The organism is Rhizobacter sp. AJA081-3 (genome assembly GCF_017795745.1).
In the GTDB taxonomy this organism is placed as follows: domain Bacteria; phylum Pseudomonadota; class Gammaproteobacteria; order Burkholderiales; family Burkholderiaceae_C; genus Piscinibacter.
Genome location: NZ_CP059067.1, coordinates 757724 through 784704 on the forward strand (window position 1 = coordinate 757724; position 26981 = coordinate 784704).

Sequence of the window (26981 nt, forward strand, 5' to 3'; positions counted from 1 at the left end):
GGCGAGTGCATGAACATTCTGATGTCGGTGTGGGAGGGTCTGGTTGCTTGGCTGGCCCATGGGCTGGTCGAGACCACGTGGTGGCAGGTGCTCCTGTTCACGCTGGTCGTCACGCACATCACCATTTCCGCGGTCACGATCTTCCTGCACCGCGCCCAGGCGCACCGCGCGCTGGAACTCGGCCCGATCCCGTCGCATTTCTTCCGCTTCTGGCTGTGGCTCACCACGGGCATGGTGACGAAGGAGTTCGTCGCCGTGCACCGCAAGCACCACGCCAAGTGCGAGACCGAAGAAGACCCGCACAGCCCGCAGACGCGCGGCATCAAGGCGCTGCTGCTGACCGGCGTCGAGCTCTACCGCGCCGAGGCCAAGATTCCCGAAACGCTCGCCAAGTACGGCCACAACACGCCGGACGACTGGATCGAGCGCAACCTCTACACCCGCTACAGCTGGCAGGGCGTGGGCGTGATGCTGATCCTCGACCTGATGCTCTTCGGCGGCATCGGCGCCACGGTGTGGGCAGTACAGATGCTGTGGATCCCCGTGATGGCCACCGGCATCATCAACGGCATCGGGCACTGGTGGGGCTACCGCAACTTCGAGTCGCCCGACGCGTCGACCAACGTCTCGCCCTGGGGCATCCTGATCGGCGGCGAGGAACTGCACAACAATCACCATACCTACGCCACCTCGGCGAAGTTCTCGGTCAAGCCCTACGAATTCGACATCGGCTGGCTGTACATCCGCGCCATGCAGGCCATCGGCTGGGCCACCGTGCGCAAGACGCCGCCCAAGCTGGCGCTGGGCACCGTCAAGCCGGTGGCGGACGACAAGACACTCGAGGCCATCATCGCCAACCGCTACGAGGTGATGGCGAAATACGCGAACGAACTTCGCGCTGCCTGCGGTGTCGAGCTCGAGCGGCTGAAGGCGCAAGGCGGCGAGAACACCGCGCGCTGGAAGGAAATGCTGCTGGCCAAGCGCTGGCTGCACCGCGACGAGGACAAGATCCCTTCGGAGCTCAAAGCAAGCGTGGCCCAGGCCGCTGCCGGCTCACCGGCGCTGGCCAAGCTGGTGGCCATGCGCGAGGAACTGCGCCAGCTCTGGACGCGCAGCAACGTGTCGGCCGAGCAACTGGTAGTGGACCTGCAGGCCTGGTGCCGCAAGGCCGAGGACAGCGGCATCGCCGCGCTGCAGGAGTTCTCGCTCAAGCTGCGTTCTGCGCACGCGTAATGCCTTCGGCAAGATAGGAAAGAGGGGTCGCGCTGCGACCCCTTTTCTTTTTGGCCCATGCAAAAGGGCCGCGAATGCGGCCCTTGCTGCTTGCCTCGCCGAAGTGCTTACTTCAGCTTGGTTTCCTTGTACTTCACGTGCTTGCGAGCCTTCGGATCGAACTTCATGATCTCGAGCTTCTCGGGCGTCGTCTTCTTGTTCTTGTCAGTCGTGTAGAAGTGACCCGTGCCGGCCGACGACTCCAGCTTGATCTTCTCGCGTCCACCTTTGGCCATGTTGGGCTCCTAGTTCAGATCTCGCCGCGCGCGCGCAGGTCGGCCACGACTTGCTCGATGCCGACCTTGTCGATCAGGCGCAGAGCAGCGTTCGTGATGCGCAGACGCACCCAGCGGTTCTCGGTTTCCAGCCAGAAGCGGCGGTACTGCAGGTTGGGCAGGAAGCGACGCTTCGTTTTATTGTTGGCGTGGGAAACATTGTTTCCGACCATCGGGCCTTTACCCGTGACTTGACAGACGCGTGCCATATCGACTCCAAACACTCCAGAATTCTGGCCGACAGATTTCGGCAAAGACCGCGAGTATAGCCGATTGAAGCGGGTCAGTCACGTCTCCAGGAAGCGCTGGGCGTCCAGGGCAGCCATGCAGCCGGTTCCCGCGCTGGTGATCGCCTGGCGGTAGACGTGATCCTGCACGTCGCCGGCAGCGAACACGCCCGGCACGCTGGTCATCGTCGCCATGCCCTGGCTGCCGCCCTTGGTGATGATGTAGCCGTCCTTCATCTCCAACTGGCCCTTGAAGATGTCGGTGTTCGGCTGGTGGCCGATGGCGATGAAGCAGCCCTTGAGCGCCAGGTCGGTGGTGGAACCGCTGCGCGTGTCCTTCAGGCGCACGCCGGTGACGCCCGAGGCGTCGCCCAGCACCTCGTCGAGCGTGTGCCACAGGTGCAGTTGCATGGAGCCGGCCTTCACCTTGTCCATCAGCTTGTCGACCATGATCGGCTCGGCGCGGAACTTGTCGCGCCGGTGCACGAGGTGCACCTTGGTGGCGATGTTCGACAGGTACAGCGCCTCCTCGACAGCCGTGTTGCCGCCGCCGACCACGGCCACTTCCTGGCCGCGGTAGAAGAAGCCGTCGCAGGTGGCGCAGCCGCTCACGCCGCGGCCCATGAAGGCCTCTTCCGAGGGAAGGCCGAGGTACTTGGCGCTGGCGCCGGTGGCGATCACCAGCGCGTCGCAGGTGTAGGTGCCGGAGTCGCCCTTGAGCGTGAACGGGCGCTTGGAGAAGTCGACTTGGTTGATGTGGTCGAAGACGATCTGCGTGTTGAAGCGCTCGGCGTGCTTCTGGAAACGCTGCATCAGGTCGGGGCCCATCACGCCATCGACGTCGGCGGGCCAGTTGTCCACGTCGGTGGTGGTCATCAACTGGCCGCCCTGAGCAATGCCGGTGATCAGCACCGGCTTGAGGTTGGCGCGGGCGGCGTACACCGCGGCCGTGTAGCCGGCGGGGCCCGATCCGAGGATCAGGACATGGGCATGCATGGAGTTCGAACTCATCTGAAACACCTGGGCAATGGGCTGAAATGTCGGCGAAGACGCCACAACTTGTGGGCACAAGTCTGACATGGCTGGGGAATCCCCTAGCGTCATTTCTCGTAATGGTGACAATAGTGCCCGTCGGTGAATTGTGGCTTTTTCACGGTGGCGCCGGCCAAGACGACCGAAACAACACAGAGGAAACAACGTATGGCGATGCTCTCCAACCTGGACCTGATCCGGCGCGTGCCGCTGTTTTCGATGCTGACGAACGATCAGGCGCAGAGCATCGCCGACAGCGTGGTCAAGCGGCGGTTCCGCCGAGGCGAAATCATCGTCGAGCACAACAAGAAGTCGAACGCCCTGTTCATCCTGCTGACGGGCCGCGCCCGCGTTCTGACCTCGGACTCGCGCGGCCGCGAAGTCATCCTGGCGGTGCTGCAGCCCGGCGACTACGTCGGCGAGATGAGCCTGATCGACAACGAGCCGCACTCGGCGACGGTGCGCGCCGAAGTGCAGACCGACATGCTCATCCTGGGCCGTGCCGAGTTCGCGCGCTGCCTGCCGGAGAACTCCAGCCTGTCCTACGCGATCATGCGCGGCCTGGTGCAGCGCCTGCGCAGCGCCGACCGCCAGATCGAGTCGCTGGCGCTGCTCGACGTCTACGGCCGCGTGGCGCGCGCGCTGCTCGACATGGCCGAGATGGAAGGCGAAGTGAAGATCATCCGCAACAAGGTGTCGCGCCAGGACCTGGCCAAGATCGTCGGCGCCTCGCGCGAGATGGTCAGCCGCGTCATGAAGGACCTGGAAGAGCGCGGCATGGTCCACACGCAGGAAAACGGCTCGGTGATCATCAAGGAGCAGCTCACGGGCTGACCGATTCGCGGCCGCTCGCCGGCCGTGTGACCTCCGGTAAGTTGTGCGAACCGGGCGCGTGAATCGCGCCCGTTGCGCTTTCTGGCTCCGCACAATCGGGCTCCTGACGATTCCACGGGAGAGAGCCCTGGCTGCCACCGATCGACGTGAGGCGCTCGCCGTGCTGGCGACGCTGTTCCTGGCCGCGTGCGGCGGCGGGGCAGATCCGGCGCCGGTGGCCGGGTCACCGGCGCCTTCCCCTTCGCCGGCGCCATCGCCTGGGCCGTCTCCTGCACCTTCGCCCGGACCGGCGCCCTCGCCGGGCACCGCCCGCTACGGCGACTTCCGCGCCGCATCGCTGGGTGCCGGCACCGCGTTGAACGGCGCCGTCGCCTTCCCGGCCGACAACGCCTGGAACCGCGACGTCTCCGCCGATCCGGTCGACCCGAACTCGGACGCGATCATCGCCAGCATCGGCGCCGCCACCGGCCTGCATCCGGACTTCGGCGCAGGCCTGTACAACGGCGCGCCGCTGGGCATTCCCTACGTGGTGGTGGCCGGCACGCAGGCGCCGGTGGCTATCACCTGGACGGCTTATGGCGACGAGAGCGACCCCGGGCCCTACCCCGTGCCGCCTGCGGCGCCGGTCGAAGGGGGCTCCGGCTCGAACGGCGACCGGCACGTGCTGGTCATCGACCGGGACAACAATCGACTCTACGAGCTCTATCGGGCCTTCCTGCAGGCAGACGGCCGCAGCTGGAACGCTGACTGCGGCGCGCTCTTCCACCTCGAAAGCAACACTGTGCGTCCCGGCGGACGGGCCGGCTGGACGAGTGCCGATGCCGCCGGCCTGCCGATCTTCCCCGGCCTGGCACGCTTTGAAGAGGCGGCGCTCGGCCCTGGCGGCATCCGTCACGCGCTGCGTTTCACCGTGGCGCGTTCGCGCAATGCCTACGTGCCACCGGCCACCCATGCGGCATCGAACAGCACCAGCGCCAGCCTGCCGCCGATGGGCATGCGCGTGCGCCTGAAGGCGAGCTACACGATTCCCACCGGCTTCAGCGCCGAGACGCGCGCGCTTCTCACGGCCATGAAGACTTACGGATTGATCGTTGCCGACAACGGCAGCAACTGGTACGTCAGCGGTGCCCCTGACGACCGCTGGGACAACGACGCGCTGGTGTCCGAACTGGCCCAGGTGCACGGCAGCAACTTCGAGGTCGTCCGCATGGATGGCCTCGTAGCCGCGTGAGCAGCGTTACTGCTTGAATGCCGTCCAGGGCGTGCCGATGATGCTGGTGTCCGGGGTGGCCGTGTTGTTGGTCACGAGAAAGAACTCGCGGTCGACCAGCGCGCCGCGCGCCGTGATCACCAGCCGGTCGCCTTGTACGTCGGTGAGTCGAAGCTGGCCGCTCGCGGGGTCGCCCGCGGTCGTGTCGAAGGCGGTGATCTGGGCGATCACGTAGATGTCGCTGCCGAGCTGAACGCTGCCGTTGATGCGGCTGAGCGTGATGGTGGTCACGGTCTCGTCGACGTCGAAGTTGAGCACCGCGACCTTCTCGCCGCCGGGCGTGCTGGTTCGGGAGACCATGTCGGAGTAGCGCACGAAGCTGCGCTCGCCGCCGGGCACCGGCGCCACCCACAGCCGCGCCGAGCCGTCCAGGCTGCCCAGGCCCTGCACCGTCAGCGCGTTCATCGTCACCGATGCATCGAAGGCCGTGGGTTGCTGCTGCGAGTCGAGTTCCAGCGCGTTGAACACCATGGTGAAGCCGCCGTCGATGGGCGGCGACCCTGCCGGCTCGATGCAGTTCACGAAGCTGATGGTGGTCGAATCGCCAGCCGTGAGAACGCCGTTGTTGTCGGCGTCGTTGGCCGTCACGACGACGTAGCCGCTCGGGTAGTTGCTGCACGCGAAAGTCTTGCTCGGCTGCACGGCCAAGGCCTTGGCGCGTGCGCCCGCAGCGACGCGCGATGCGCTCTGCGTCGCAGCCCATCGGCCGAGTGCCGCGGCCCGCGCACGGCCGGCCCCGAGCGGCTGCAACAGCGCTTCGCCGCCGCCGACAGTCGACAGCAGGGCTTCTACGGCGTCACCTGACAACTCGGGGAAGTTCGCTACCGTCATGTCCGCACCCGCCGAGGCCACGCTGGTGCGCAAATCGGTCGGGAAGGTCACGGTGGGCCGGCTGTCGCCGCCGCCCCCACAGGCCACGAGCGCGGCTGCGGCGAGAAGGGCGACCAGAGAGCCGCAGGAATGGAACCGCATGGCAATCTCCAGAAGTCGGTGGCCGATACATTCAGTGTGGCCCCGCGGCTGCGGTCCGTCTTGCGGGATATCACGGCCTGTACGCATCTCCCCCTAATCTGTAGGTCGGGCCCGACCAACGACAATCGCGACCTGTGACCACCGCCCTCGACACCCGCCGCGCCCCCGTCGCCGACCGGCCCCTGACCGGCTATCGGCCCTACTGGGCCAAGCGCTTCGGCACGGCGCCGTTCCTGCCGATGAGCCGCGCCGAGATGGAGGCGCTGGGCTGGGACAGCTGCGACATCGTCATCATCAGCGGCGACGCCTATGTCGACCACCCCAGCTTCGGCATGGCAGTGATCGGCCGCACGCTGGAGGCGCAGGGCTTTCGCGTCGGCATCATCGCGCAGCCCGACTGGCAGTCGGCCGAGCCCTTCAAGGCGCTGGGCCGCCCGAACCTGTTCTTCGGCGTCACCGCCGGGAACATGGATTCGATGATCAACCGCTACACCGCCGATCGCAAGATCCGCAGCGACGACGCCTACACGCCGGGCGGGCAGGGCGGCCAACGGCCCGACCGCGCCGCGCTGGTCTACGCCCAGCGCTGCAAGGAGGCCTGGAACGACGTGCCCATCGTGATGGGCGGCATCGAGGCCTCGCTGCGCCGCATCGCGCACTACGACTACTGGCAGGACAAGGTGCGCCGCTCGATGCTGGTCGATGCCAAGTGCGACCTGCTGCTGTATGGCAATGCCGAGCGCGCCATCATCGAGATCGCGCACCGCCTGGCCGCGCGCGAGCCGGTCGAGCGCATCACCGACGTGCGCGGCACAGCCTTCATGCGCCGCACCGTCGACCCGACGGCGCAGGGCTGGTTCGAGATCGATTCGACCGAGGTCGACCGCCCCGGCCGCATCGACAGCCACATCAACCCCTACCAGACGACCAGCGAGCAGGCCGCGGAACAAGGTGGCACCTGCGCCAAGGAAGATGGCGCCGGCCCGATGGGCGCAGCCGTGCAGCCGATCCGCTTCGTGCCCTCGGTCAGCGGCAAGCTGAACCTTCCGCCGCGCGAGCGCACGGTGATCCGCCTGCCCAGCTACGAGCAGGTGAAGAGCGACGCGGTGCTGTATGCACACGCCAACCGCGTGCTGCACCTCGAGACCAACCCCGGCAATGCGCGCGCACTCGTGCAACGGCATGGCGACCGCGACGTGTGGCTGAACCCACCGCCCATCCCGCTGACCACCGCCGAGATGGACCATGTGTTCGACCTGCCCTACGCGCGCAGCCCGCACCCGAGCTACGCCGACGAGACCGGCGGCCACGACGGGCCGACGAAGATCCCCGCCTGGGAGATGATCCGCTTCAGCGTGAACATCATGCGCGGCTGCTTCGGCGGCTGCACCTTCTGCTCGATCACGGAGCACGAGGGCCGCATCATCCAGAGCCGCAGCGAGGACTCGGTGATCCGCGAGATCGAGGAGATCCGCGACAAGGTCAAGGGCTTCACCGGCGTCATCAGCGACCTCGGCGGGCCGACCGCCAACATGTATCGCATCGGCTGCAAGAGCCCGGAGATCGAGGCCGCCTGCCGCAAGCCGAGCTGCGTCTACCCGGGCATCTGCGCGAACCTGAACACCGACCACGGGCCGCTGATCCACATGTACCGGCGCGCGCGTGCGCTGCGCGGCGTGAAGAAGATCCTCATCGGCTCGGGGCTGCGCTACGACCTGGCGGTGAAGTCGCCCGAGTACATCAAGGAGCTGGTCACCCACCACGTCGGCGGCTACCTGAAGATCGCGCCCGAGCACACCGAGGACGGCCCGCTGTCCAAGATGATGAAGCCGGGCATGGGCAGCTACGAGCGCTTCAAGCAGCTGTTCGACAAGTTCAGCGCCGAGGCCGGCAAGAAGCAGTACCTGATCCCGTACTTCATCGCCGCGCACCCCGGCACGCGCGACGAGGACATGATGAACCTCGCGATGTGGCTGAAGAAGAACGGCTTCCGCGCCGACCAGGTGCAGACCTTCTACCCGAGCCCGATGGCCACGGCCACGGCGATGTACCACTCTGGCCTGAACCCGCTGAAAGGCATCAGCCGTGACCCGGCGCGCGCCGAGAAGGTCGACATCGTGCGCGGCGAGAAGCGCCGCCGCCTGCACAAGGCCTTCCTGCGCTACCACGACGCCAACAACTGGCCGCTGCTGCGCGAGGCGTTGAAGGCCATGGGCCGCGCCGACCTCATCGGCAACGGCAAGCACCACCTGGTGCCGACTTTCCAGCCGGCGACCGACGGAAGCTACCAGAGTGCGCGGCGCAAGAACTCGACCAGCACGGGCACGAAGACCTCACCCGTCACCAAGGGCCGCATCCTCACGCAGCACACCGGGCTGCCGCCGAGGAAGACCAAGTAGCCGAGGCGGCGCTCAGTCCTTCGGGATCTTGCGCGGCTGGCCCTGGTTGTCGATGGCCACGTAGGTGAGGTTGGCGTCGGTCACCTTCACCACCTGCAGGTTGGCAGGGTTGCGCTCGGCGTAGACCTCGACGTTGACTGTGATCGAGGTGGTGCCGATGCGCTCGACCTTGGCGTAGAAGCTCAGCAGGTCGCCCACCGACACCGGCTGCTTGAAGATGAACTGGTTCACCGCCACGGTGACGATGCGCCCCTTGGCGATGCGTGCCGGCAGCACGGCGCCGGCCAGGTCGACCTGCGCCATGATCCAGCCGCCGAAGATGTCGCCGTTGCCGTTGGCGTCGGCCGGCATCGGCATGACGCGCAATACCAGCTGGCGATCGCCCGGCAGTTGCACGGGCGAAAGGTGGTGTGCGTCGGCGTGCGGGGTGGGGCTTGAAATCTCTGCCATATTGCTGCACCTGCGTTAGTTCCCGCCCGCATTCTTTCACGCCGCCCCTCCCGCTCCCTCATGAGAAGCCACAGCCTGCCCGTCCAGCCCGCACCGGCGCCCGCTCCCGGCGCCACGCGGTCGGACTGGCGCACGCTGCGCAAGCTCGCTCCTTACGTATGGCAGTGGCGCTGGCGGGTGCTGATCGCGCTGTCGTTCCTGGTGGCGGCCAAGCTGGCCAACGTCGGCGTGCCGCTGGTGCTGAAGAACCTGGTCGACGCGCTCGACCTGAAGCCCGGCGATGCCCGCAGCGTGCTGGTGGTGCCGGTGGCATTGCTGTTCGCCTACGGCGCACTGCGCGTGTCGGTGACGCTGTTCACCGAACTGCGCGAGTTCCTCTTCTACCCGGTGGCGGCGCGCATCGCGCGGCGCGTGTCGCTGGAAACCTTCGACCACCTGCTGTCGCTGAGCCTGCGCTTCCACCTCGAGCGCCAGACCGGCGGCGTCTCGCGCGACATGGAGCGCGGCTCGCGCGCGATCCATTCGCTGCTCAACTACACGATCTACAACATCCTGCCCACGCTGGTGGAGATGACGCTGGTGATCTCACTGCTGTCGGCCAAGTTCGACGGCTGGTTCGCGGTCATCACGCTGACCGCGCTGGTGCTGTACGTGACCTTCACGGTGACGGTGACCGAATGGCGCACGCATTTCCGCCGTGCCATGAACGAGCAGGACAGCAAGGCCAACACCAAGGCGGTCGACGCGCTGATCAACTACGAGACCGTCAAGTACTTCAGCAACGAGCCCTTCGAGCAGACCCGCTACGACGAGAACCTGCGCCAGCTCGAGAAGGCCTCGGTCAAGTCGCAGACCTCGCTGTCGCTGCTCAACGTCGGCCAGAGCATGATCATCACGGTCACCGTGCTGCTGCTGGTGTGGCGCGCCACGGTCGGCGTGGTCGAGGGCACCATGACGCTGGGCGACCTGGTGCTCGTCAACGCGCTGATGATCCAGCTCTACATCCCGCTGAACTTCCTCGGTGTGATCTACCGCGAGATCAAGCAGTCGATGATCGACATGGAGAAGATGTTCACGCTGCTCGGCCAGCACCGCGAGGTGGCCGATGCGCCGGGGGCGCTGCCGCTGTCGACCCAGGGCGGCACCGTGCGCTTCGAGGACGTGCACTTCGGCTACGACACCGACCGCGAGATCCTGCACGGCGTGAGCTTCGAGATCCCGGCGGGCAAGACGGTGGCCGTGGTCGGCCCCTCGGGCTCGGGCAAGAGCACGCTGGCGCGGCTGATGTTCCGCTTCTACGACGTGAGCACCGGGCGCATCGTGATCGACGGGCAGGACATCCGCTCGGTGACGCAGAAGAGCCTGCGCCAGGCCATCGGCATCGTGCCGCAGGACACGGTGCTGTTCAACGACACGGTGGAATACAACATCGCCTACGGCCGCCCCGGCGCGTCGCGTACGGAGGTGGAAGAGGCAGCGCGCGCGGCGCACATCCACAGCTTCATCACGTCCACGCCGAAGGGCTACGACACCATGGTCGGCGAGCGCGGCCTCAAGCTCAGCGGCGGCGAGAAGCAGCGTGTCGCGATCGCGCGCACGCTGCTGAAGAACCCGCCGGTGCTGATCTTCGACGAGGCCACCTCGGCGCTGGACTCGGCCAACGAGCGAGCCATCCAGGAAGAGCTCAAGAGCGCGGCGCGCAACAAGACGGCGCTGGTGATTGCGCATCGCCTGTCCACCGTGGCCGACGCCCACCAGATCCTGGTGATGGAGCAGGGCCGCATCGTCGAGCGCGGCACGCACGCCGAGTTGCTGGCGCGGGACGGCCGCTACGCCGAGATGTGGCGGCTGCAGCAAAGCGGTGCCGACGAGGCCGAGGTCGCCGAGCCGATCTGAGCCCGCCGAAGGCCGCCCGGCGTGAAATCGGAGCGTGAACTCGATAACGACGCGGCCGTGCGCTGCAGTCGGGCGTGTGCACGCGCCGGATGCCGACCCTAGAGTGACGTCACCTTCAATCACCACGGGTTGCACGCCATGAGAGCCATCAAGAACACCGGCCGTTGGGCAGCGTCTTTCGTCTTCGCCACGCTGGCCGCGAGCGCCGGTGCGCAATCGTCGATCGACACCAGCCCGCTGTGGATCGAGAACCAGAGTTTCGGCCTCGAGGCCTGTGCCGCGCTGAGCGCCACGCCGGGTGCCGAGGATGCCCAGGACACGTTGGCGGCGCTGCGCTCCAGCGCGTCGAGCGACGTGGTACGCGCTGCGCGCATGGCCGGCATTTCGCTGGGTGGCGCGAACGGCCTGACGATGACGCCGGTCAGTGGCAGCTTCGCCTGTGGCGCCCGGCCCAGTGAGATCACCTTTCGCCTCGCCGCAGTCGACCGCGTCACCGGCAAGTACTGGTCGGCCGACATGAAGGTGCAAGGCGATGATGCCGCCACCCCCCAGGCGACGATCGTTGCCCTGGCCGACGACCTTGCCCGTTCGTTCCGCGGCGTCCTGACCCAGGCCGCACTGCGCTGAGCGACTAGCGCGGCGGCACGGTGCGGGCGATGGCTCGCGCCAGCAGCAATCCGGCCAGCGAGGCTGCGCCGGTGGCTGCCCAGGTCCAGTGCCACCCGCCAGCGCGGGCGGCCAGCCAGGCCACCAGCGGTGGCCCGACGAACTGGCCGAAGGCAGACCACTGCTGCATCCACCCGACCGTCGTCGAGACGGTCTGTTCCCCCGGCGCGACGCGCATCGCCAGTGCGAACAGCGTGGCCGGGATGATGCCGCCGACCATGGAGAACAGCAGCACCGCCGCGTAGCGCAATGCGGGAGGCAGCGCGATGTCCGCGCCGCCGGCAAACGCCGCCGTGGCGGCCAGCGCCATCACGATGAAGCCGGTCGCAAGCAGCCAAGGCGGTCGCACGCCGCGCTGCAGCAGCCGGCCGGAGCCCAGGTTGCCGAGCATGTTGACGGCTGCGGCCAGCGCCGTGAGCACCCCCGTTGTCGCTGCGCCGACGCCGGCTGCCGCGTAGATCACCGGCAGGAAGCCGATCACCGCAAGCCATTGGCTGGAATAGAGCGCGAAGCTCATCGCGACGAGCCAGGGGCCGCGCGCGCCCAGCGTGAGCCGCAGCCTCGACATCACGCTGTCGGCAGGCACAGCCTGCTCGGGCGCGGCCGCGTCGGCCACGCCCCGCCACAGCAACAGCGCCATGGCAGTCGTCAACGCCGCGAGTGCCGCCCACCAGTGCCGCCAGCCGAAGGCGTCGATCCACAGCGGCCCGGCGAGGAGCCCGAGCGCCGCGCCCAGCGGCATGTAGGTGCCCCACACACCGAGCATCACGTTCAGCCGCTGCGGCGCGACGAGCCGCCGGATCAGCCCCGGCGCCGGCAGTACCGCCATCAGGAAACCGAAGCCCTCGATCGCACGCAGGGCCAGCAGCGCGGGCACGCCGTGGGCCGCGGCACCGGCGGCGCTCGCCGCGGCGAGCAGTGCCAGGCCCATCAACATGCTGCGCCGCAGCCCCATCGCATCGGCGAGCACCCCGAAGGCGATGCCCGCCGTCATGCCCGCTGCCTGCACCAGAGAGAGCAGGAAACCCGCCTCCAGCAGCGTCATGCCCAGCGCCTGCTGCAGCGCGCCGATGGCCGGCGGCAGCTTGCCCACGTGCAGTGCGGCGCACACGCCGGCGGCGAAGACGATCCAGGCGGCAGCGCGCGGAGGGGCGGAAGCTGGGAATGAAGTCATCGGGCCCGCAGTGTGCCTGCAGCGGCGTCGGCCGGCCGCTGCAGGCTGGTGGCTACACTTCGCAGCCGTGGAAACCAAGTGGCTCGAAGACTTCGTCAGCCTCGCCGAGACGCGCAGCTTCTCGCGATCGGCGCAGCTTCGCCACGTCACGCAGCCAGCGTTCTCGCGCCGCATCCAGGCGCTCGAGGCCTGGGCCGGCATCGACCTGGTCGACCGATCGTCGTACCCGACTCGGCTCACGCCCGCCGGCGAGACCTTCCATGGGCAGGCGCTGGAGATCCTCGGCGCGCTGCAGGCCACGCGCAACATGATGCGCGGCCACCAGACCGGCGCGCAGGACATGATCGAGTTCGCCGTGCCGCACTCGCTGGCCTTCACCTTCTTTCCGCACTGGGTGATGGACCTGCGCAGCCGCTTCGGCGCATTGAAGAGCCGCCTCATCACGCTCAACGTGCACGACGCGGTGATGCAGCTCACCGAGGGCAGCTGCGACCTGCTGATCGCCTACCACCACCCGAGCCAGCCGCTGCAGCTGAGCCCAGAGCGCTACGAGATGCTCAGCCTCGGCCACGAGACGCTGGCACCCTATGCGCGTGGCGATGACCAGGGCCATCCGCTGTTCCGCCTGCCGGGCACGAGTGCGCACAGGGTGCCCTATCTCGGTTACGGCGAAGGCGCCTACCTCGGCCGTCTCGTCGAGGTGATCGTCAAGCAGGCCGTCGTGCCGCCGCAGCTTGAGCCGATCTACGAGACCGACATGGCCGAGGGCTTGAAGGCGATGGCGCTCGAGGGCCACGGCATGGCCTTCCTGCCGGCGAGCTCGGTCAAGAAGGAGCTGAAGAGCCGTCGCCTCGTTCGCGCCGCCGACGCGGGCCAGTACGAGATCACGATGGAAGTGCGCATCTACCGCGAGCGCCCCGAACTGGCGCGCCACAACAAGGCCGGTGCGCTGGCGCTGTGGGAGTTCCTGCGCAGCGACGCCAAGGGCGCGTCTACGGGTTGACCCTGATCGATCATGCGATCCGCGCATGAGCTGGCCCTCAAACGGCATTGGCCTGCTGGCGGCCTGCGGACCTACAGTCCGCCCCCATGTCGACACCCACCCCGCAGGCGCCGCGCGCCACCCGCACCGAGCAGGACTTCCTCGGCACCCAGCAGATCCCCGCCGAGGCCTACTGGGGCGTGCACACGTCCCGCGCGGTGGAGAACTTCCCGATCTCGGGCTCGACGGTTGGCCGCTGGCCGGAACTGGTGCGTGCGCTGGCCCACGTCAAGAAGGCGGCTGCGCGCGCCAACGCCAAGCTCGGCGTGCTCGACGCGCGCCGCTCCGATGCCATCCAGCAGGCCTGCGACGACCTGATCGGCGGCGCGCTGCACGAGCAGTTCGTCGTCGACGTGATCCAGGGCGGCGCCGGCACCTCGACCAACATGAACGCCAATGAGGTGATCGCCAACCGGGCGCTCGAACACCTGGGCTTCCAGCGCGGCGAGTACCAGCACCTGCACCCGAACGACCACGTCAACGCCTCGCAGAGCACCAACGACGTCTACCCCACCGCGCTGCGTCTGGCGGCCTGGGCCGGCATCGACCAACTGCTCGCGGCCATGGCCGCACTGCGCGGCGCCTTCGAGGCCAAGGCGGCCGAGTTCCGCAATGTGCTGAAGATCGGCCGCACGCAGCTGCAGGACGCCGTGCCGATGACGCTGGGCCAGGAGTTCCTTGCCTTCGCGATCATGATCCGCGAGGACGAACAGCGCCTGCGCGAGGCACGCGCGCTGATCGGCGAGGTGAACCTGGGCGCCACCGCCATCGGCACCGGCATCAACGCGCCGGCCGGCTACACCGAAACCGTGGTGCCCCTGCTCGTGCAGAGCAGCGGCGTGCCGGTGGTGATGGCCGAGAACCTCGTCGAGGCGACGCAGGACACCGGCGCCTTCGTGCAGCTGTCGGGCGTGCTCAAGCGCGTGGCTTGCAAGCTCAGCAAGGTCTGCAACGACCTGCGGCTGCTGTCCAGCGGCCCGCAGGCCGGTTTCGGCGACATCCACCTGCCGGCGCGGCAGGCCGGCTCGTCGATCATGCCGGGCAAGGTCAACCCGGTGATCCCGGAGGTGATGAACCAGGTCGCCTTCGAGGTGATCGGCAACGACGTCACCATCACCATGGCCTCCGAGGCCGGGCAGCTGCAGCTCAACGCCTTCGAGCCGATCATGGGCTGGTCGCTGTACAAGAGCATCTCGCACCTGACGCGGGCCTGCCGCACGCTGCAGGTGAACTGCGTCGAGGGCATCACGCCCAACCACGAGCTGCTGCGCCGGCGCGTGGCCGAGTCGGTGACGCTGGTGACCGCATTGAACCCGATCATCGGCTACGAGAAGGCGGCGCTGATCGCCAAGACCGCGCTGGCCGAAGGCGGCACCATCGCCGAGACCGCCGAGCGGCTGGGCATCATGGGCCGCGCCGAAATGGAAGCGCTGCTCGTGCCCGAGCGGCTCACGCAACCGGTGCGCCTGGTGGCATGAAGGTTGCGAACCCAATGCCTCGGCCCTGGGGCGAACCCTCGAAACGCGGGCAAGTCCGTGCAAACCCCCGCTTCCCCGCTCCCTAGAATCCCGTTCTCTCTCTTCCCAACCCCTCTGCAGGAGTCAGCATGAACAAGTCGATGATCATCAAGGCGATCGCCCTGGCCGCGGCCACCGCCGCCACCGGCGCACAGGCCGACACGCTCAAGAAGATCAAGGACACCGGCTCGGTGACCATGGGCGTGCGCGAATCCTCCGGCGCGCTGAGCTACACGCTGGGCGACGGCAAGTACGTCGGCTTCCACGTCGAGGTCTGCACCAGGGTGCTGGCCGACATCCAGAAGCAGCTGGGCCTGGCCAAGCTCGAGACCAAGTACCAGCCGGTGACCTCGCAGAACCGCATTCCGCTGGTGCAGAACGGCACCGTGGACATCGAGTGCGGCTCGACCACCAACAACGCCACGCGCCAGAAGGACGTCTCCTTCGCCGTCACCACCTTCGTCGAGGAAGTGCGCATCGCCGTCAAGGGCGCCTCGGGCATCACCTCGATCGCCCAGCTGAAGGACAAGTCGGTCGCCACCACCACCGGCACGACCTCGGTGCAGCTGCTGCGCAAGCACGAGCGCGCCAACGGCATCGACTTCAAGGAAGTGTTCGGCAAAGACCACGCCGACAGCTTCCTGCTGCTCGAGTCCGGCCGCGCCGATGCCTTCGTGATGGACGGCCAGATCCTGGCCGGCAACATCGCCAAGGCGAAGAACCCGGCCGACTTCAAGATCGTCGGCGAGGTGCTGTCGGTCGAGCCGATCGCCATCATGATCCGCAAGGACGATCCGGCCTTCAAGAAGGCGGTGGACGACAGCATCATCGCGCAGATCAAGAGCGGCGACCTGGCCAAGACCTACGACAAGTGGTTCGTGCAGCCGATCCCGCCGAGCAACACGAAGGTCGGCCTGCCCGCCAGCGACGCCACCAAGGCCGCCTGGGCGAGCCCGAACGACAAGCCGGTCGAGGAGTACATGAAGAAGTAAGAGCCCCCCTGGGAAGCCCTGAGCCTGCGGGCTCGGGGCTTGCTTATGCTGGGGGAGCGCGGCGTCGGGCCAACCGCGTCGCGCTTTTCTTTTGGGGGCCGGCCGGCACAGAACAACAGGAGGCGGCGCAATGAAATGGGACTGGCAGGTGTTCTTGCAGGACACCGGAGGAGGGCAGACCTACCTGGAGTGGCTGATTTCCGCCTGGGGCTGGACGCTGTCGGTGGCGCTGTGCGCCCTGGTGGTGGCGCTGCTGGTGGGCTCGCTGATGGGCATCCTGCGCACCGTGCCCAACAAGTGGCTGGTGCTGCTGGGCAACTCCTGGACCGAGTTGTTCCGCAACATCCCGCTGCTGGTGCAGATCTTCCTCTGGTACCACGTCATCCCGTCGATCTTCCTCACGCTGCGCGGCGTGCCGAGCTTCGTGCTGGTGGTCTTCGCGCTGGGCTTCTTCACTTCTGCGCGCATCGCCGAGCAGGTCAAGGCCGGCATCCAGACCCTGCCCAAGGGCCAGCGCTATGCCGGCCTCGCCGTGGGACTGACGCTGCCGCAGACCTACCGCTACGTGCTGCTGCCGATGGCATTCCGCATCGTCATCCCGCCGCTGACCAGCGAGTCGATGAACATCATCAAGAACTCGTCGGTGGCCTTTGCGGTGAGCATCGCCGAGCTGACCATGTTCGCCATGCAGGCGCAGGAAGAGACCTCGCGCGGCATCGAGATCTACCTGGCGGTGACGGGCCTGTACTTCATCTCCGCCTTCGCCATCAACCGCATCGCGCTGTTCATCGAGAACCGCGTGCAGGTGCCCGGGATGATCGGAGGCGGGAAATGACGGCTCTGGACTTCAGCTTCTTCAACTGGAACGTCGTCTCCGGTTTCGTCATCAAGGGCTTCTTCTTCTCGATCCAGCTCACGCTGATCGCGATGATCGGCGGCATCGCGCTGGGTACGGTGCTCGCGCTGATGCGCCTGTCGGGCAAGCCTTGGCTGGTGATGCCGGCAGCGGCCTACGTCAACACGTTGCGCTCGATCCCGCTGGTGATGGTGATCCTGTGGTTCTTCCTGCTCATCCCGCTGCTGATCGGGCGGCCGATGGGTGCGGAGCTGTCGGCCATCATCACCTTCACGGTGTTCGAGGCGGCCTACTACTCGGAGATCATGCGAGCGGGCATCCAGAGCGTGCCCAAGGGGCAGGTCTACGCGGGCTACGCGGTGGGCATGAACTACGCACAGTGCATGCAGCTGGTGGTGCTGCCGCAGGCCTTCCGCAACATGCTGCCCGTGCTGCTCACGCAGACCATCATCCTGTTCCAGGACACGTCCCTCGTGTACGCCATCGGCGCCTACGACCTGCTCAAGGGCTTCGAGGTGGCCGGCAAGAACTTCAACCGGCCGGTCGAGACCTATCTCGTGGCCGCCGTCGTGTACTTCATCATCTGCTTCAGCCTGTCGATGCTCGTGCGTCGCCTGCAGCAGAAGATCCAGATCATTCGATAGGAGAGCGCCGTGATCGACATCAAGAACATCAGCAAGTGGTACGGCAGCTTCCAGGTGCTGACCGACTGCACCACCAGCATCCAGAAGGGCGAGGTCGTCGTGGTCTGCGGCCCGTCGGGCTCGGGCAAGAGCACGCTGATCAAGACGGTGAACGCGCTGGAGCCGATCCAGAAGGGCGACATCGTCGTCGACGGCATCTCCATCTCCGACCCGAAGACGAACCTGCCCAAGCTGCGCAGCCGCGTGGGCATGGTCTTCCAGCACTTCGAGCTCTTCCCCCACCTCACCGTCACCGAGAACCTGACGCTGGCGCAGATCAAGGTGCTCGGCCGCTCGCAGGACGAGGCCAAGGCTCGCGGGCTGAAGATGCTCGATCGCGTCGGCCTGATGGTCCACAAGGACAAGTTCCCCGGCCAGCTCTCGGGCGGCCAGCAGCAGCGCGTGGCGATCGCCCGCGCGCTGTCGATGGACCCGATCGTGATGCTGTTCGACGAACCGACTTCCGCGCTCGACCCCGAGATGGTCGGCGAGGTGCTCGATGTGATGGTGCTGCTGGCCAAGGAGGGCATGACGATGATGGTCGTCACGCACGAGATGGGCTTTGCCAAGCGCGTCAGCCACCGCGTCATCTTCATGGACGCCGGCAAGATCGTCGAGGACTGCAAGAAGGACGAGTTCTTTGGCGACCCGGATGCCCGAACTCCGCGCGCCAAGGAATTCCTCTCCAAGATCCTGCAGCACTGAACGATGGCGCCGCCGGGAACGGGCTGGGCCGAACGTATCGAGCCCGGCGAGCCAGCGCGACATGCCGAGGCGGCGCGCGCGCTGGTGGCGATGCAGCAGGCGAAGTCGAAGCGCTTCGGCCCCGGCCGCGCGCTGCACCGCAAGCCCATCCTCGCGCTCAAGGGCACGCTGCGTGTCCTCGACGGCGTGCCGGCGCACCTGCGCCACGGCCTGTTCGCCCGCATGGGAGACTACGACGTCACGCTGCGCCTGTCCAACGGTGGCACCGACGTGGCGAAGGATCGCGTGCCCGACATCCGCGGCTTCTCGATGCGGGTGCACGGCCTGCACGGGCCGGCGGCGCTGGGCGGCACGACCGACCACCAGGACTTCACGCTCATCAACAAGAGCGCCTTCGCCTTCCCCGACAGCCGGCCGTTCGTGGGCCTCGTGCTCGCCGCCGGCAAGGGGCCGGCAGGCCTGATCGGCTGGGCGCTGCGCACCTACGGGCCGGTGAAGATGTTCGGCCAGCTCAAGCGGCTGAAGGATTCGTTCGACCAGCCTTTCACGGGCTTTGCGACCGAGCCCTTCTTCAGCGCGGCACCCATCGCCTGCGGGCCTTCCGCCGTGCGCGTGCGCCTGCTGCCGCCGCAGGGGCGGCATGCGCAGCGGAGCCCCGAGCGCTGGGCCGACGAGTACCTCGCGCAGTTGAACCAGGGGCCGCTGGTCTACCGGCTGCAATTGCAGAGCTTCGTCGACGAAGCGCGCACGCCCATCGAAGACGCCTCGGTCGACTGGCCGGAGAGCGTGGCGCCCTATGTCGACGTGGCCGAACTCGTGATCGAGCCGCAGGAGCTGAGCGCGCCCGAGGCGAAGGCTTTCGCCGATGCGGTGGAGCGCGCCGTCTTCGACCCTTGGCAGGCGCTGGCCGCGCACCGGCCGCTGGGCGAGGTGATGCGCTCGCGCAAGGTCGTCTATTTCGAGAGCCAGAAGGCGCGCGGCGCGGCCTGAGTCTGTCGCAGGCGGGTGCGAGAATCGCTGCATGAGCGACTCCCTCACGATCACCCGCCCCGACGACTGGCACCTGCACGTGCGCGACGGCGCGGCCCTGGCCGCCGTGGTGCCCGCCACGGCACGCCAGTTCGGCCGCGCGATCATCATGCCCAACCTCAAGCCGCCGGTGACCACCGCTGCGCAGGCGCTGGCCTACCGCGAGCGCATCCTCGCTGCCGTGCCGAAGGGCGTGGCCTTCGAGCCGCTGATGACGCTGTACCTCACCGACGTGCTGCCGCCCGACGAGATCCGCCGCGCGAAGGACGCCGGCGTGGTCGCCGTCAAGCTCTACCCGGCCGGCGCCACGACGAACAGCGATGCCGGCGTCACCGACCTGCGCAAGGTGCACGAGACGCTGGACACGATGCAGCGCGTCGGCCTGCCGCTGCTGGTGCACGGCGAAGTCACCGATCCGGAGATCGACCTGTTCGACCGCGAGAAGGCCTTCATCGACCAGAAGCTGATCCCGCTGCGCGCCGACTTCCCCGAGCTGAAGATCGTCTTCGAGCACATCACCACGCGCGACGCGGTGCAGTACGTCGGCGAGGCCGGGCCGAGGACGGCGGCCACCATCACGGCGCACCACCTGCTCTACAACCGCAACGCGATCTTCCTCGGCGGCGTGCGGCCGCACTACTACTGCCTGCCGGTGCTCAAGCGCGAGGAGCACCGCCAGGCGCTCGTCAACGCGGCGACCTCGGGCAGCCGCAAGTTCTTCCTCGGCACCGACAGCGCGCCGCACCCGGCGCACCTCAAGGAGCACGCCAGCGGCTGCGCCGGCTGCTACACCGCGCTCAGCGCGCTGGAGCTGTACGCGGAGGCCTTCGACGCGGTCGGCGCGATCGACAGGCTGGAGGCCTTCGCCAGTTTCAACGGGCCGGCTTTCTACGGCCTGCCGCGCAACTCCGGCACCGTCACCCTGCGCCGGCAGCCCTGGGTGCTGCCCGAGACCGTGCCCTTCGGCGACGCCGCGCTCAAACCCCTGCGCGGCGGCGAAACGCTCGCGTGGCAACTGGTCTGAAAGGCCGCCCATGATCGAAAAACAACCCCGCATCGCGCTGCTCATCGATGCCGACAACTCGCCCTCCAGCAAGATCGACGTGATCCTGGCCGAACTGGCCAAGCTCGGCGTCGTCAACGTGCGCCGTGCCTATGGCAACTGGAAGAAGGACGGGCTGAAAGGCTGGGAGAACGTGCTGCACGAGTACGCCATCCGCCCGATCCAGCAGTTCGACTACACCAAGGGCAAGAACGCCACCGACATGGGCCTCGTGATCGATGCGCTGGACCTGCTCTACAGCGACAGCCCCGACGCCTTCGGCATCGTCTCGTCCGACAGCGACTTCACGCCGCTGGTGATGCACCTGCGGGCCAAGGGCGCGCAGGTGTTCGGCTTCGGCGCGCAGAAGACGCCGATGCCCTTCGTCAACGCCTGCTCGCGCTTCCTGTTCCTCGAGCATCTCGGTGGCGCCGTCGAGGCGGCCGCGGACGAGGCCGAGAAGACCTCGCGGGCCAAGCCGGCCTCGGGCCGCAAGCCGCGCAATGGCAAGAAGGCCGAGCCGGCGCCAGCCGCGACCGTCGACATCGTGCTCGACGCCTCGCCCTCGAGATTCGACACTGCGGCGCTCAAGCAGGACGCGCGCCTCGTCTCGCTGCTGCGCAATGCGGTGGAGTCGGCGGCGGGCGAGGACGGCTGGTCGCCGCTGGGCTCGGTGGGCCAGCAGATCGGCAACCAGGCTTCGTTCGACCCGCGCAACTACGGCTATCGCAAGCTGATCGACCTGATCGATGCGACCCAGCTGTTCGACCTGGACCGCCGCGGCTCGCAGTTCGTGCTGCGCGACAAGCGGCAAGCCAAGGCTGCGCCGCGCGCCTGATGACTCGGGGCGGCGAGGGTTGGCGCGCCATCGATTGGCGTGCGCCCTGGCTGGCGCCGTATGCGGCGCTCGCCGGGCCGGTGATGAAGCGGCTGGACCGGGGCGACAGCGTCGCCGAGGCCTTGAGCCTTGGCAGCGGCCCAGTTCGCTTCGTGCCGCAGGCCGAACTCACCGAAGACGAGGCTTACGAGGCCTTCATCCGCCGCACCGGCCGCGTGCCCACCCGCGACAACCTGCACGACCTGTTCAACGGGCTGGTATGGCTGCGCTTTCCGGCGCTCAAGCAGCGCCTGAACGAACTGCATGCCGCGCAGATCGCCGCCGAAGGCATTTCACCCGCGCGCGGCCCGCTGCGTGATGCGCTGACCTTGTTCGACGAGAACGGCGCCTGGTGGCAAGCCCCCGCGGAGTTGGTGCACGCGCTGCAGCGGCGCGACTGGCACGCACTGTTCGTCACCCACCGTGCGTTGTGGTCGCAGCCGCGGCTGACGCTCGTTGGCCATGCCCTGCTGGAGAAGCTGGTGCAGCCGCGCACGGCCATCACGGCGCACCTGTGGGTGTCGAGCGGTGACGTGGGCGAGCCGTCGGGCATCACCGCGGCGTCGTGGTCCGTCAAACCCTTCCTGCCGCTGCCCGTGCTGGGCGTGCCCACCTGGTGGCCGGCCAACGAAAACCCAGGCTTCTACGACGACGCCGGCGTGTTCCGCCCCGCGCGGGGATAATCGACTCTGTGAAGCGGGCCAGACCGCCGCCGGTGCAGGATCCGAAAGGTTGCACGGGAGGAAGGTCCGGACTGCACAGGGCGGCGTAGCAGCTAACGGCTGTCCGGCGCGAGCCGAGGATCAGAGCAACAGAGACGAGTCGGTGTTCTTCGCAAGAGGGGCATCGGGTGAAACGGGCAATCTCTACGCGCAGCAACACCGAATAGGCACACGATGATTCGGCCCGAGGAGTGTGCGGGTAGGTGGCACCGAGCCGCGCAGTGATGCGCGGCCCAGAGGAATGGCGGTCACGGCGGGGTGCCTCGCAAGGGGAATCCCGCCGCACAGAATCCGGCCTATCGGCCCGCTTCACACTTTTCACGAGCCGATCATGAACCCCGACGCGCACACCCTCTGGCGCGCCCCGCGCTGGGCGCTGGCCCTGCTGCTGGCCTGCCTGGGCATGCTCGGGCCGTTCTCGATCGACACCTACCTGCCGGCCTTCTCGGGCATCGCGCAGTCGATCGGCGCCACGCCCACCGAGATGCAGCAGACGCTCTCGGCCTACCTGTTCGGCTTCGCAGTGATGAACCTGTTCCACGGCGCGTTGTCCGACAGCTTCGGGCGCCGGCCGGTGGTGCTGTGGGGCATCGCCGCCTTTACCGTCGCCTCGGCCGGCTGCGCACTTTCTGAGCATATTGGAACGCTGGTGTTCTGGCGCGCGGTGCAGGGCATGTCGGCCGGCGCGGGCATCGTGGTGTCGCGCGCGGTGATCCGCGACATGTTCCCGCCCGCCGACGCGCAGCGCGTCATGTCGCAAGTGACGATCTACTTCGGCGTGGCGCCAGCCGTCGCGCCGATGGTCGGCGGCTTCCTGTTCGTGCACGTCAACTGGCATGCGATCTTCTGGTTCCTCACCGCCGTGGGCGTGCTGCTGTGGATCGGCAACTGGAAGCTGCTGCCCGAGACGCTGCACGATTCGCAGCGCCAGCCGTTCAACGCACGCCACCTGCTGCGCGGCTACTGGCAGCTGAGTTCGAACCCGCGCTTCTTCATGCTCGCGCTGGCCAGCGGTATCCCCTTCAACGGCATGTTCCTCTACGTGCTGTCGGCGCCGGTGTTCCTCGGCGAGCTGCTGCACCTCGGGCCGGCGCAGTTCTTCTGGTTCTTCACGCTGACCATCGCCGGCATCATGGCCGGCTCGTTCCTGTCGGGGCGGCTGGCCGGCCGCATCAAGCCCAAGCACCAGATCCGCCACGGCTTCGTGATCATGGTGGCGATCTCGCTGATCAACCTGGCGCTCAACCTGCTCTTCGAGCCCCAGGCCTGGTGGGCCTTGTGGCCGATCGCCATCTTCGCTTTCGGCTGGGCGCTGATGGTGCCGGTGGTCACGCTGATGGTGCTCGACCTCGCGCCCGACCGGCGAGGCATGGCCAGTTCGCTGCAGGCCTGCGTGGGCAGCCTGGCCAACGGCCTGGTGGCCGGCGTGATCGCGCCGCTGGTGATGCACTCCACGGTGTCGCTGGCGGTGGCCTCGCTGCTGATGATGAGCATCGGGGTGGTGGCCTGGATCTGGGTCAAGCCGCACGTGAGCTGAGCGGCTCCTCTCTCAAGCGCCGGCTGCGGCGGCCGATAAGACAACGATGCCCCGCGCCTTCGTGGCGCCCGAGGAGACCGTTGTCATGTCCAAGATCCGCACCCCGCGCCTGCCGCACCTGATCGCCGCGCTGTTCTGCGCCGGCGCCAGCCTGCCCGTTCTGCCCGCCGACGGCCACGGCCACGACGCCAAGCCGGCCGCGGCGAAGAAGGCCGTGGCCGAAGCGCCGGCCGCATCGGCCGCCGAGACCAAGCCCGCCAAGCCGGCCGCGCGCGCCGAGCCTCCGCAGGACCCGATGGACAAGCTGCGTGAGCGCCTGGCCGAAAAGCTCGGCGCGACCAAAGCGGCGCCGAGCAACCCGAATGTGGTGCGTGTGGCCGCGCGGGCGAGTGCCGAGCCCGAGCATGCGCCGGCTGCCGCAACTGCTGCGGCCCATGCCGCCCGGCCCGCGGCGCCGAAGGCGCGTGCCGTCGTGTCGCACGATGCGCCGGCCGGCCACGCCGCGCACTGGAGCTACGAGGGCGCCGGCGGCCCGTCCGGCTGGGGCGCCATGAAGCCCGAGTTCGCCAAGTGCTCCACCGGCACGCGGCAAAGCCCGATCGACATCCGCGAGGGCATCAAGGTGCAGCTCGACCCGGTGCAGTTCGACTACCGGCCCAGCGGCTTTCGTGTCATCGACAACGGCCACACCGTGCAGGTCAACGTGGCCGCCGGCAACTCGATCGAGGTGATGGGCCGGCGCTACGACCTGCTGCAGTTCCACTTCCATCGGCCTTCCGAGGAGCGCATCGACGGCAAGCAGTTCGACATGGTGGCGCATCTCGTGCACAAAGATGCCGAGGGCCGCCTGGCCGTCGTCGCGGTGCTGCTGGACCGCGGCAGTGCCCAGCCGATCGTGCAGACGGTCTGGAACAACCTGCCGCTCGAGAAGGGTGACGAGGTGCCGGCCAAGGGCTCGCTCGACCTCAACGCGCTGCTGCCGCCGGAGCGCAGCTACTTCACCTACATGGGTTCGCTGACCACGCCGCCGTGCAGCGAGGGCGTGCTGTGGATGGTGATGAAGCAGCCGGTGTCGATCTCGCAGGAGCAGATCGCGATCTTCTCGCGCCTGTACCCGATGAATGCCAGGCCGATCCAGTCGGCTTCGGGGCGATTGATCAAGGAATCGAACTGAGCGTCTAGACTCTCGCGCATCCCTCTTTCCGGATGCGCGACATGACCCTGCTGATCCTCGGCTTGCTGATCTTCCTCGGCCTGCATTCGGTGTCGATCTTCGCGCCGGCCTGGCGCGACGCGCAGGTGGCGCAGCGCGGCGAGAACGCCTGGAAGGGGATCTACTCGCTGCTTTCGATCGTCGGCTTTGCGCTGATCATCTACGGCTATGGCCTGGCGCGGCAGGCGCCGGTGGTGCTGTACACGCCGCCCACCGCCTTGCGCCATGTCGCGCTGCTGCTGATGCTGCCGGTGTTCGTGCTGCTGCTGGCCGCCTACCTGCCCGGGCGCATCAAGTCGGCGGCAAAGCACCCGATGCTGCTGGCCACCAAGCTGTGGGCGACGGCACACCTGCTGGCCAACGGCAACCTGGGCGACGTGCTGCTGTTCGGCGGTTTTCTCGCCTGGGCGGTGGCCGACCGCATCTCGATGAAGCGTCGCGTGGCGCGTGCCGTGCCCGGCGCGCCGGCCGGCCCGCTGAACGACGTGATCGCGCTGGTCGGCGGCCTGGGCCTGTACGCGCTGTTCGTGACATGGGCGCACGGCTGGCTGATTGGCGTGAAATTGTTCTAGTTGCGCCGACGCGGCTTGACCCACATCAGGCCGCAAGCAACTTCAAGGCCGTGCCAACGAATCAGCGCTCAAGCGCAGCGACTGCCGGTCGAAATGTTCCTCAGGCACATCTGCCGTTCGAGGAAGTACCGTGAGAAGAACTGGCACCGTCACGCAGAGAGAATTCATCATCGACGACGGCTCGACGCTGGTATCGACCACCGACCTGAAGAGCCGCATCACCTACTGCAATCCCGGCTTCATCGCCGTCAGCGGGTATGAGCGCGACGAACTGCTCGGCCAGCCTCACAACCTGATCCGCCACCCCGACATGCCGGCCGAGGCGTTCCGCGACATGTGGGACACGCTGGAGGCCGGGCAGCCCTGGACGGCATTGGTCAAGAACCGCCGCAAGAACGGCGATCACTACTGGGTGCGCGCGAACGTCACACCGGTCATCGAGAACGGCCGAGTCGCTGGCTACATGTCGGTGCGCACCAAGCCGACGCGCGCCGAGGTCGAAGCCTCCGAGGCGCTGTATGCCCGCATGCGCGAGGAAGCCTCGGCACAGCGACTCGTCACGACCCTGTATCGCGGTGAAGTGGTGATGCGCAACGCCGCGGGCTGGATAGATCGCCACTTTCGGCCCGGCTTCGGCGCGCGCGTCGGCCTGGCTGCGGGCGCGGCGCCGCTGCTCGTGTCTGCTGCAGCCGTGATGGCTGGTGCTGCGGCGCTGCCGGTGCTGGCGGCCGGGCTGGTCGCGGCGATCGCCGCCGGATTGGGCTTGAGCGCGCTGTGCGTCGCGCCGCTGCGGCAGGCCACGGCAACCGCCAACCGCATGGCGGCAGGCGACTTGTCGCCTTCCGCTGAAGCGGGCCGGCTCGATGAGGTGGGCCGTCTGATGCGCGGCCTCGCGCAGCTCAACGTGAACCTGCAGGCCATCGTCGGTGACGTGCGCCGCGAGGTCGAGGGAATCCATACCGCCTCGCACGAGATCGCCAGTGGCAACCACGACCTGAGCTCGCGCACCGAATCGCAGGCCAGCAACCTGCAGCAGACCGCGGCGGCGCTGGAGGAGATCACCGCGACGATCCGTCAGAACGCCGATGCCGCGCGCACCGCGGCCGACCTCGCGCAACAGGCCACCGACGTGGCACGTCGCACCGGTGAATCGGCCGGTAACGCGATGCGGCGCATGGACGAGATCAAGCAGTCTTCCGGGCGCATCGTCGAGATCATCGGCGTGATCGACGGGATCTCGTTCCAGACCAACATCCTCGCCCTCAATGCCGCCGTGGAAGCGGCCCGGGCCGGCGAGGCCGGACGCGGCTTCGCGGTGGTGGCTGCCGAAGTGCGCCAGCTCGCCCAGCGCACCAGCGGCGCCGCACGCGAGATCAAGGGCCTGATCGAGGACTCGGCGCACAAGGTCGAGGCAGGCACCAAGCTCGTCGGCGACACCGGGGCCACGGTCCAGCAGACCCTGGACGCCGTGCAGCGAGTCACCCAACTGGTGTCGGACATCAGCATGGCGTCGGAACAGCAGTCGACGGGCGTCATCGAGGTCAACGCCGCGGTGGCCAACCTCGATACCTTGACGCAGCAGAACGCGGCGATGGTCGAGCAGCTCTCCGCGGCGGCCAGTTCGCTCAGCGGACAGGCGGAGGTGGTGGCCGAGGCGGTACGGATCTTCCGGGCCGGGGAGTTGGCCGCAGCCTGAACAGCACCCCCCTGAAACGAGGGCCGCCTGC

The 26981-nt window shown here is 67.8% G+C and carries 26 protein-coding genes and 1 other RNA gene; 21 read left to right on the top strand and 6 right to left on the bottom strand.

Annotated features, from left to right (window positions below):
• Positions 1-9 precede the first annotated feature (9 nt).
• Positions 10-1233, top strand: a complete 1224-nt coding sequence (locus HZ992_RS03790; RefSeq protein ID WP_209385362.1) for a DesA family fatty acid desaturase — start codon at positions 10-12, stop codon at positions 1231-1233.
• Between the two features lie 107 nt (positions 1234-1340).
• On the opposite strand, the gene rpmG is transcribed toward HZ992_RS03790, so the two are convergent.
• From rpmG to trxB, 3 genes are all read right to left on the bottom strand, one after another.
• Positions 1341-1508 (bottom strand): 50S ribosomal protein L33, encoded by a 168-nt coding sequence (gene rpmG / locus HZ992_RS03795; protein ID WP_209385363.1) that lies wholly within the window; start codon positions 1506-1508, stop codon positions 1341-1343.
• A 14-nt stretch (positions 1509-1522) separates the two neighbouring features.
• A complete protein-coding gene (gene rpmB / locus HZ992_RS03800; protein ID WP_209385364.1) occupies positions 1523-1756 on the bottom strand; it encodes a 50S ribosomal protein L28 in 234 nt (77 codons plus the stop codon).
• A 78-nt stretch (positions 1757-1834) separates the two neighbouring features.
• Positions 1835-2785, bottom strand: a complete 951-nt coding sequence (gene trxB, locus HZ992_RS03805; RefSeq protein WP_209385365.1) for a thioredoxin-disulfide reductase — start codon at positions 2783-2785, stop codon at positions 1835-1837.
• A 189-nt stretch (positions 2786-2974) separates the two neighbouring features.
• On the opposite strand from trxB, the gene HZ992_RS03810 reads away from it, so the two are divergent.
• Together HZ992_RS03810 and HZ992_RS25630 are read left to right on the top strand one after the other, a co-directional pair.
• Positions 2975-3640: a Crp/Fnr family transcriptional regulator gene (locus HZ992_RS03810; RefSeq protein WP_209385366.1), complete on the top strand. Its 666-nt coding sequence runs from the start codon at positions 2975-2977 to the stop codon at positions 3638-3640.
• 160 nt (positions 3641-3800) lie between these two features.
• A complete protein-coding gene (locus HZ992_RS25630) occupies positions 3801-4871 on the top strand; it encodes a hypothetical protein (RefSeq protein ID WP_245213346.1) in 1071 nt (356 codons plus the stop codon).
• A gap of 6 nt (positions 4872-4877) precedes the next feature.
• Here HZ992_RS25630 and HZ992_RS03820 read toward each other — a convergent pair whose 3' ends face one another.
• Positions 4878-5882, bottom strand: coding sequence for a hypothetical protein (locus HZ992_RS03820; RefSeq protein WP_209385367.1), 1005 nt, complete (start codon positions 5880-5882; stop codon positions 4878-4880).
• A 134-nt stretch (positions 5883-6016) separates the two neighbouring features.
• Here HZ992_RS03820 and HZ992_RS03825 point away from each other — a divergent pair, with 134 nt between their 5' ends.
• Positions 6017-8281: a YgiQ family radical SAM protein gene (locus HZ992_RS03825; RefSeq protein ID WP_209385368.1), complete on the top strand. Its 2265-nt coding sequence runs from the start codon at positions 6017-6019 to the stop codon at positions 8279-8281.
• 12 nt (positions 8282-8293) lie between these two features.
• On the opposite strand, the gene HZ992_RS03830 is transcribed toward HZ992_RS03825, so the two are convergent.
• A complete protein-coding gene (locus tag HZ992_RS03830) occupies positions 8294-8638 on the bottom strand; it encodes an acyl-CoA thioesterase (protein ID WP_245213462.1) in 345 nt (114 codons plus the stop codon).
• Between the two features lie 153 nt (positions 8639-8791).
• Between HZ992_RS03830 and HZ992_RS03835 the strand changes: the two genes are divergently transcribed.
• Positions 8792-10627 carry an ABCB family ABC transporter ATP-binding protein/permease gene (locus HZ992_RS03835; RefSeq protein ID WP_209385370.1) on the top strand — a complete coding sequence of 612 codons (1836 nt, stop codon included), beginning with the start codon at positions 8792-8794 and terminating at the stop codon, positions 10625-10627.
• 138 nt (positions 10628-10765) lie between these two features.
• Positions 10766-11254 (top strand): hypothetical protein, encoded by a 489-nt coding sequence (locus HZ992_RS03840; protein ID WP_209385371.1) that lies wholly within the window; start codon positions 10766-10768, stop codon positions 11252-11254.
• Between the two features lie 4 nt (positions 11255-11258).
• Here the strand turns inward: HZ992_RS03840 and HZ992_RS03845 are convergent, their stop codons facing one another.
• Positions 11259-12467, bottom strand: a complete 1209-nt coding sequence (locus HZ992_RS03845) for an MFS transporter (RefSeq protein ID WP_209385372.1) — start codon at positions 12465-12467, stop codon at positions 11259-11261.
• 67 nt (positions 12468-12534) lie between these two features.
• Between HZ992_RS03845 and HZ992_RS03850 the strand changes: the two genes are divergently transcribed.
• The 15 genes from HZ992_RS03850 to HZ992_RS03920 all read left to right on the top strand — a co-directional run bounded on the left by HZ992_RS03850 (position 12535) and on the right by HZ992_RS03920 (position 26950).
• Positions 12535-13470 (top strand): LysR substrate-binding domain-containing protein, encoded by a 936-nt coding sequence (locus tag HZ992_RS03850; protein ID WP_209385373.1) that lies wholly within the window; start codon positions 12535-12537, stop codon positions 13468-13470.
• Positions 13471-13556: 86 nt separating this feature from the next.
• Positions 13557-14987 (top strand): aspartate ammonia-lyase, encoded by a 1431-nt coding sequence (locus HZ992_RS03855; RefSeq protein ID WP_209385374.1) that lies wholly within the window; start codon positions 13557-13559, stop codon positions 14985-14987.
• 140 nt (positions 14988-15127) lie between these two features.
• Positions 15128-16018, top strand: a complete 891-nt coding sequence (locus tag HZ992_RS03860) for an amino acid ABC transporter substrate-binding protein (RefSeq protein ID WP_245213463.1) — start codon at positions 15128-15130, stop codon at positions 16016-16018.
• Between the two features lie 130 nt (positions 16019-16148).
• Complete coding sequence (locus tag HZ992_RS03865; RefSeq protein WP_209385376.1) at positions 16149-16853, top strand: amino acid ABC transporter permease; 705 nt, start codon at positions 16149-16151, stop codon at positions 16851-16853.
• Positions 16850-17518, top strand: a complete 669-nt coding sequence (locus HZ992_RS03870) for an amino acid ABC transporter permease (RefSeq protein ID WP_209385377.1) — start codon at positions 16850-16852, stop codon at positions 17516-17518. Before HZ992_RS03865 ends, HZ992_RS03870 begins: the two co-directional genes overlap by 4 nt.
• A gap of 9 nt (positions 17519-17527) precedes the next feature.
• Entirely contained in the window at positions 17528-18262 is a 735-nt protein-coding gene (locus tag HZ992_RS03875) for an amino acid ABC transporter ATP-binding protein (protein ID WP_209385378.1), read from the top strand.
• A gap of 3 nt (positions 18263-18265) precedes the next feature.
• Positions 18266-19252, top strand: coding sequence for a catalase family protein (locus tag HZ992_RS03880; RefSeq protein WP_209385379.1), 987 nt, complete (start codon positions 18266-18268; stop codon positions 19250-19252).
• Positions 19253-19283: 31 nt separating this feature from the next.
• On the top strand, positions 19284-20315 hold the full coding sequence (gene pyrC / locus HZ992_RS03885) for a dihydroorotase (RefSeq protein WP_209385380.1): 1032 nt from the start codon (positions 19284-19286) through the stop codon (positions 20313-20315).
• A 10-nt stretch (positions 20316-20325) separates the two neighbouring features.
• Entirely contained in the window at positions 20326-21171 is an 846-nt protein-coding gene (locus HZ992_RS03890) for an NYN domain-containing protein (protein WP_209385381.1), read from the top strand.
• Entirely contained in the window at positions 21171-21893 is a 723-nt protein-coding gene (locus HZ992_RS03895; protein WP_209385382.1) for a DUF3025 domain-containing protein, read from the top strand. Before HZ992_RS03890 ends, HZ992_RS03895 begins: the two co-directional genes overlap by 1 nt.
• Before the next feature lie 10 nt (positions 21894-21903).
• Positions 21904-22247: RNase P RNA component class A (rnpB, locus tag HZ992_RS03900), an RNA gene on the top strand.
• Positions 22248-22263: 16 nt separating this feature from the next.
• Positions 22264-23469 (top strand): multidrug effflux MFS transporter, encoded by a 1206-nt coding sequence (locus HZ992_RS03905; RefSeq protein ID WP_209385383.1) that lies wholly within the window; start codon positions 22264-22266, stop codon positions 23467-23469.
• A gap of 46 nt (positions 23470-23515) precedes the next feature.
• Entirely contained in the window at positions 23516-24643 is a 1128-nt protein-coding gene (locus tag HZ992_RS03910; protein ID WP_371816783.1) for a carbonic anhydrase, read from the top strand.
• A gap of 41 nt (positions 24644-24684) precedes the next feature.
• A complete protein-coding gene (locus HZ992_RS03915; RefSeq protein WP_209385384.1) occupies positions 24685-25254 on the top strand; it encodes an NnrU family protein in 570 nt (189 codons plus the stop codon).
• A 130-nt stretch (positions 25255-25384) separates the two neighbouring features.
• Positions 25385-26950 (top strand): methyl-accepting chemotaxis protein, encoded by a 1566-nt coding sequence (locus HZ992_RS03920; RefSeq protein WP_209385385.1) that lies wholly within the window; start codon positions 25385-25387, stop codon positions 26948-26950.
• Positions 26951-26981: the final 31 nt, after the last annotated feature.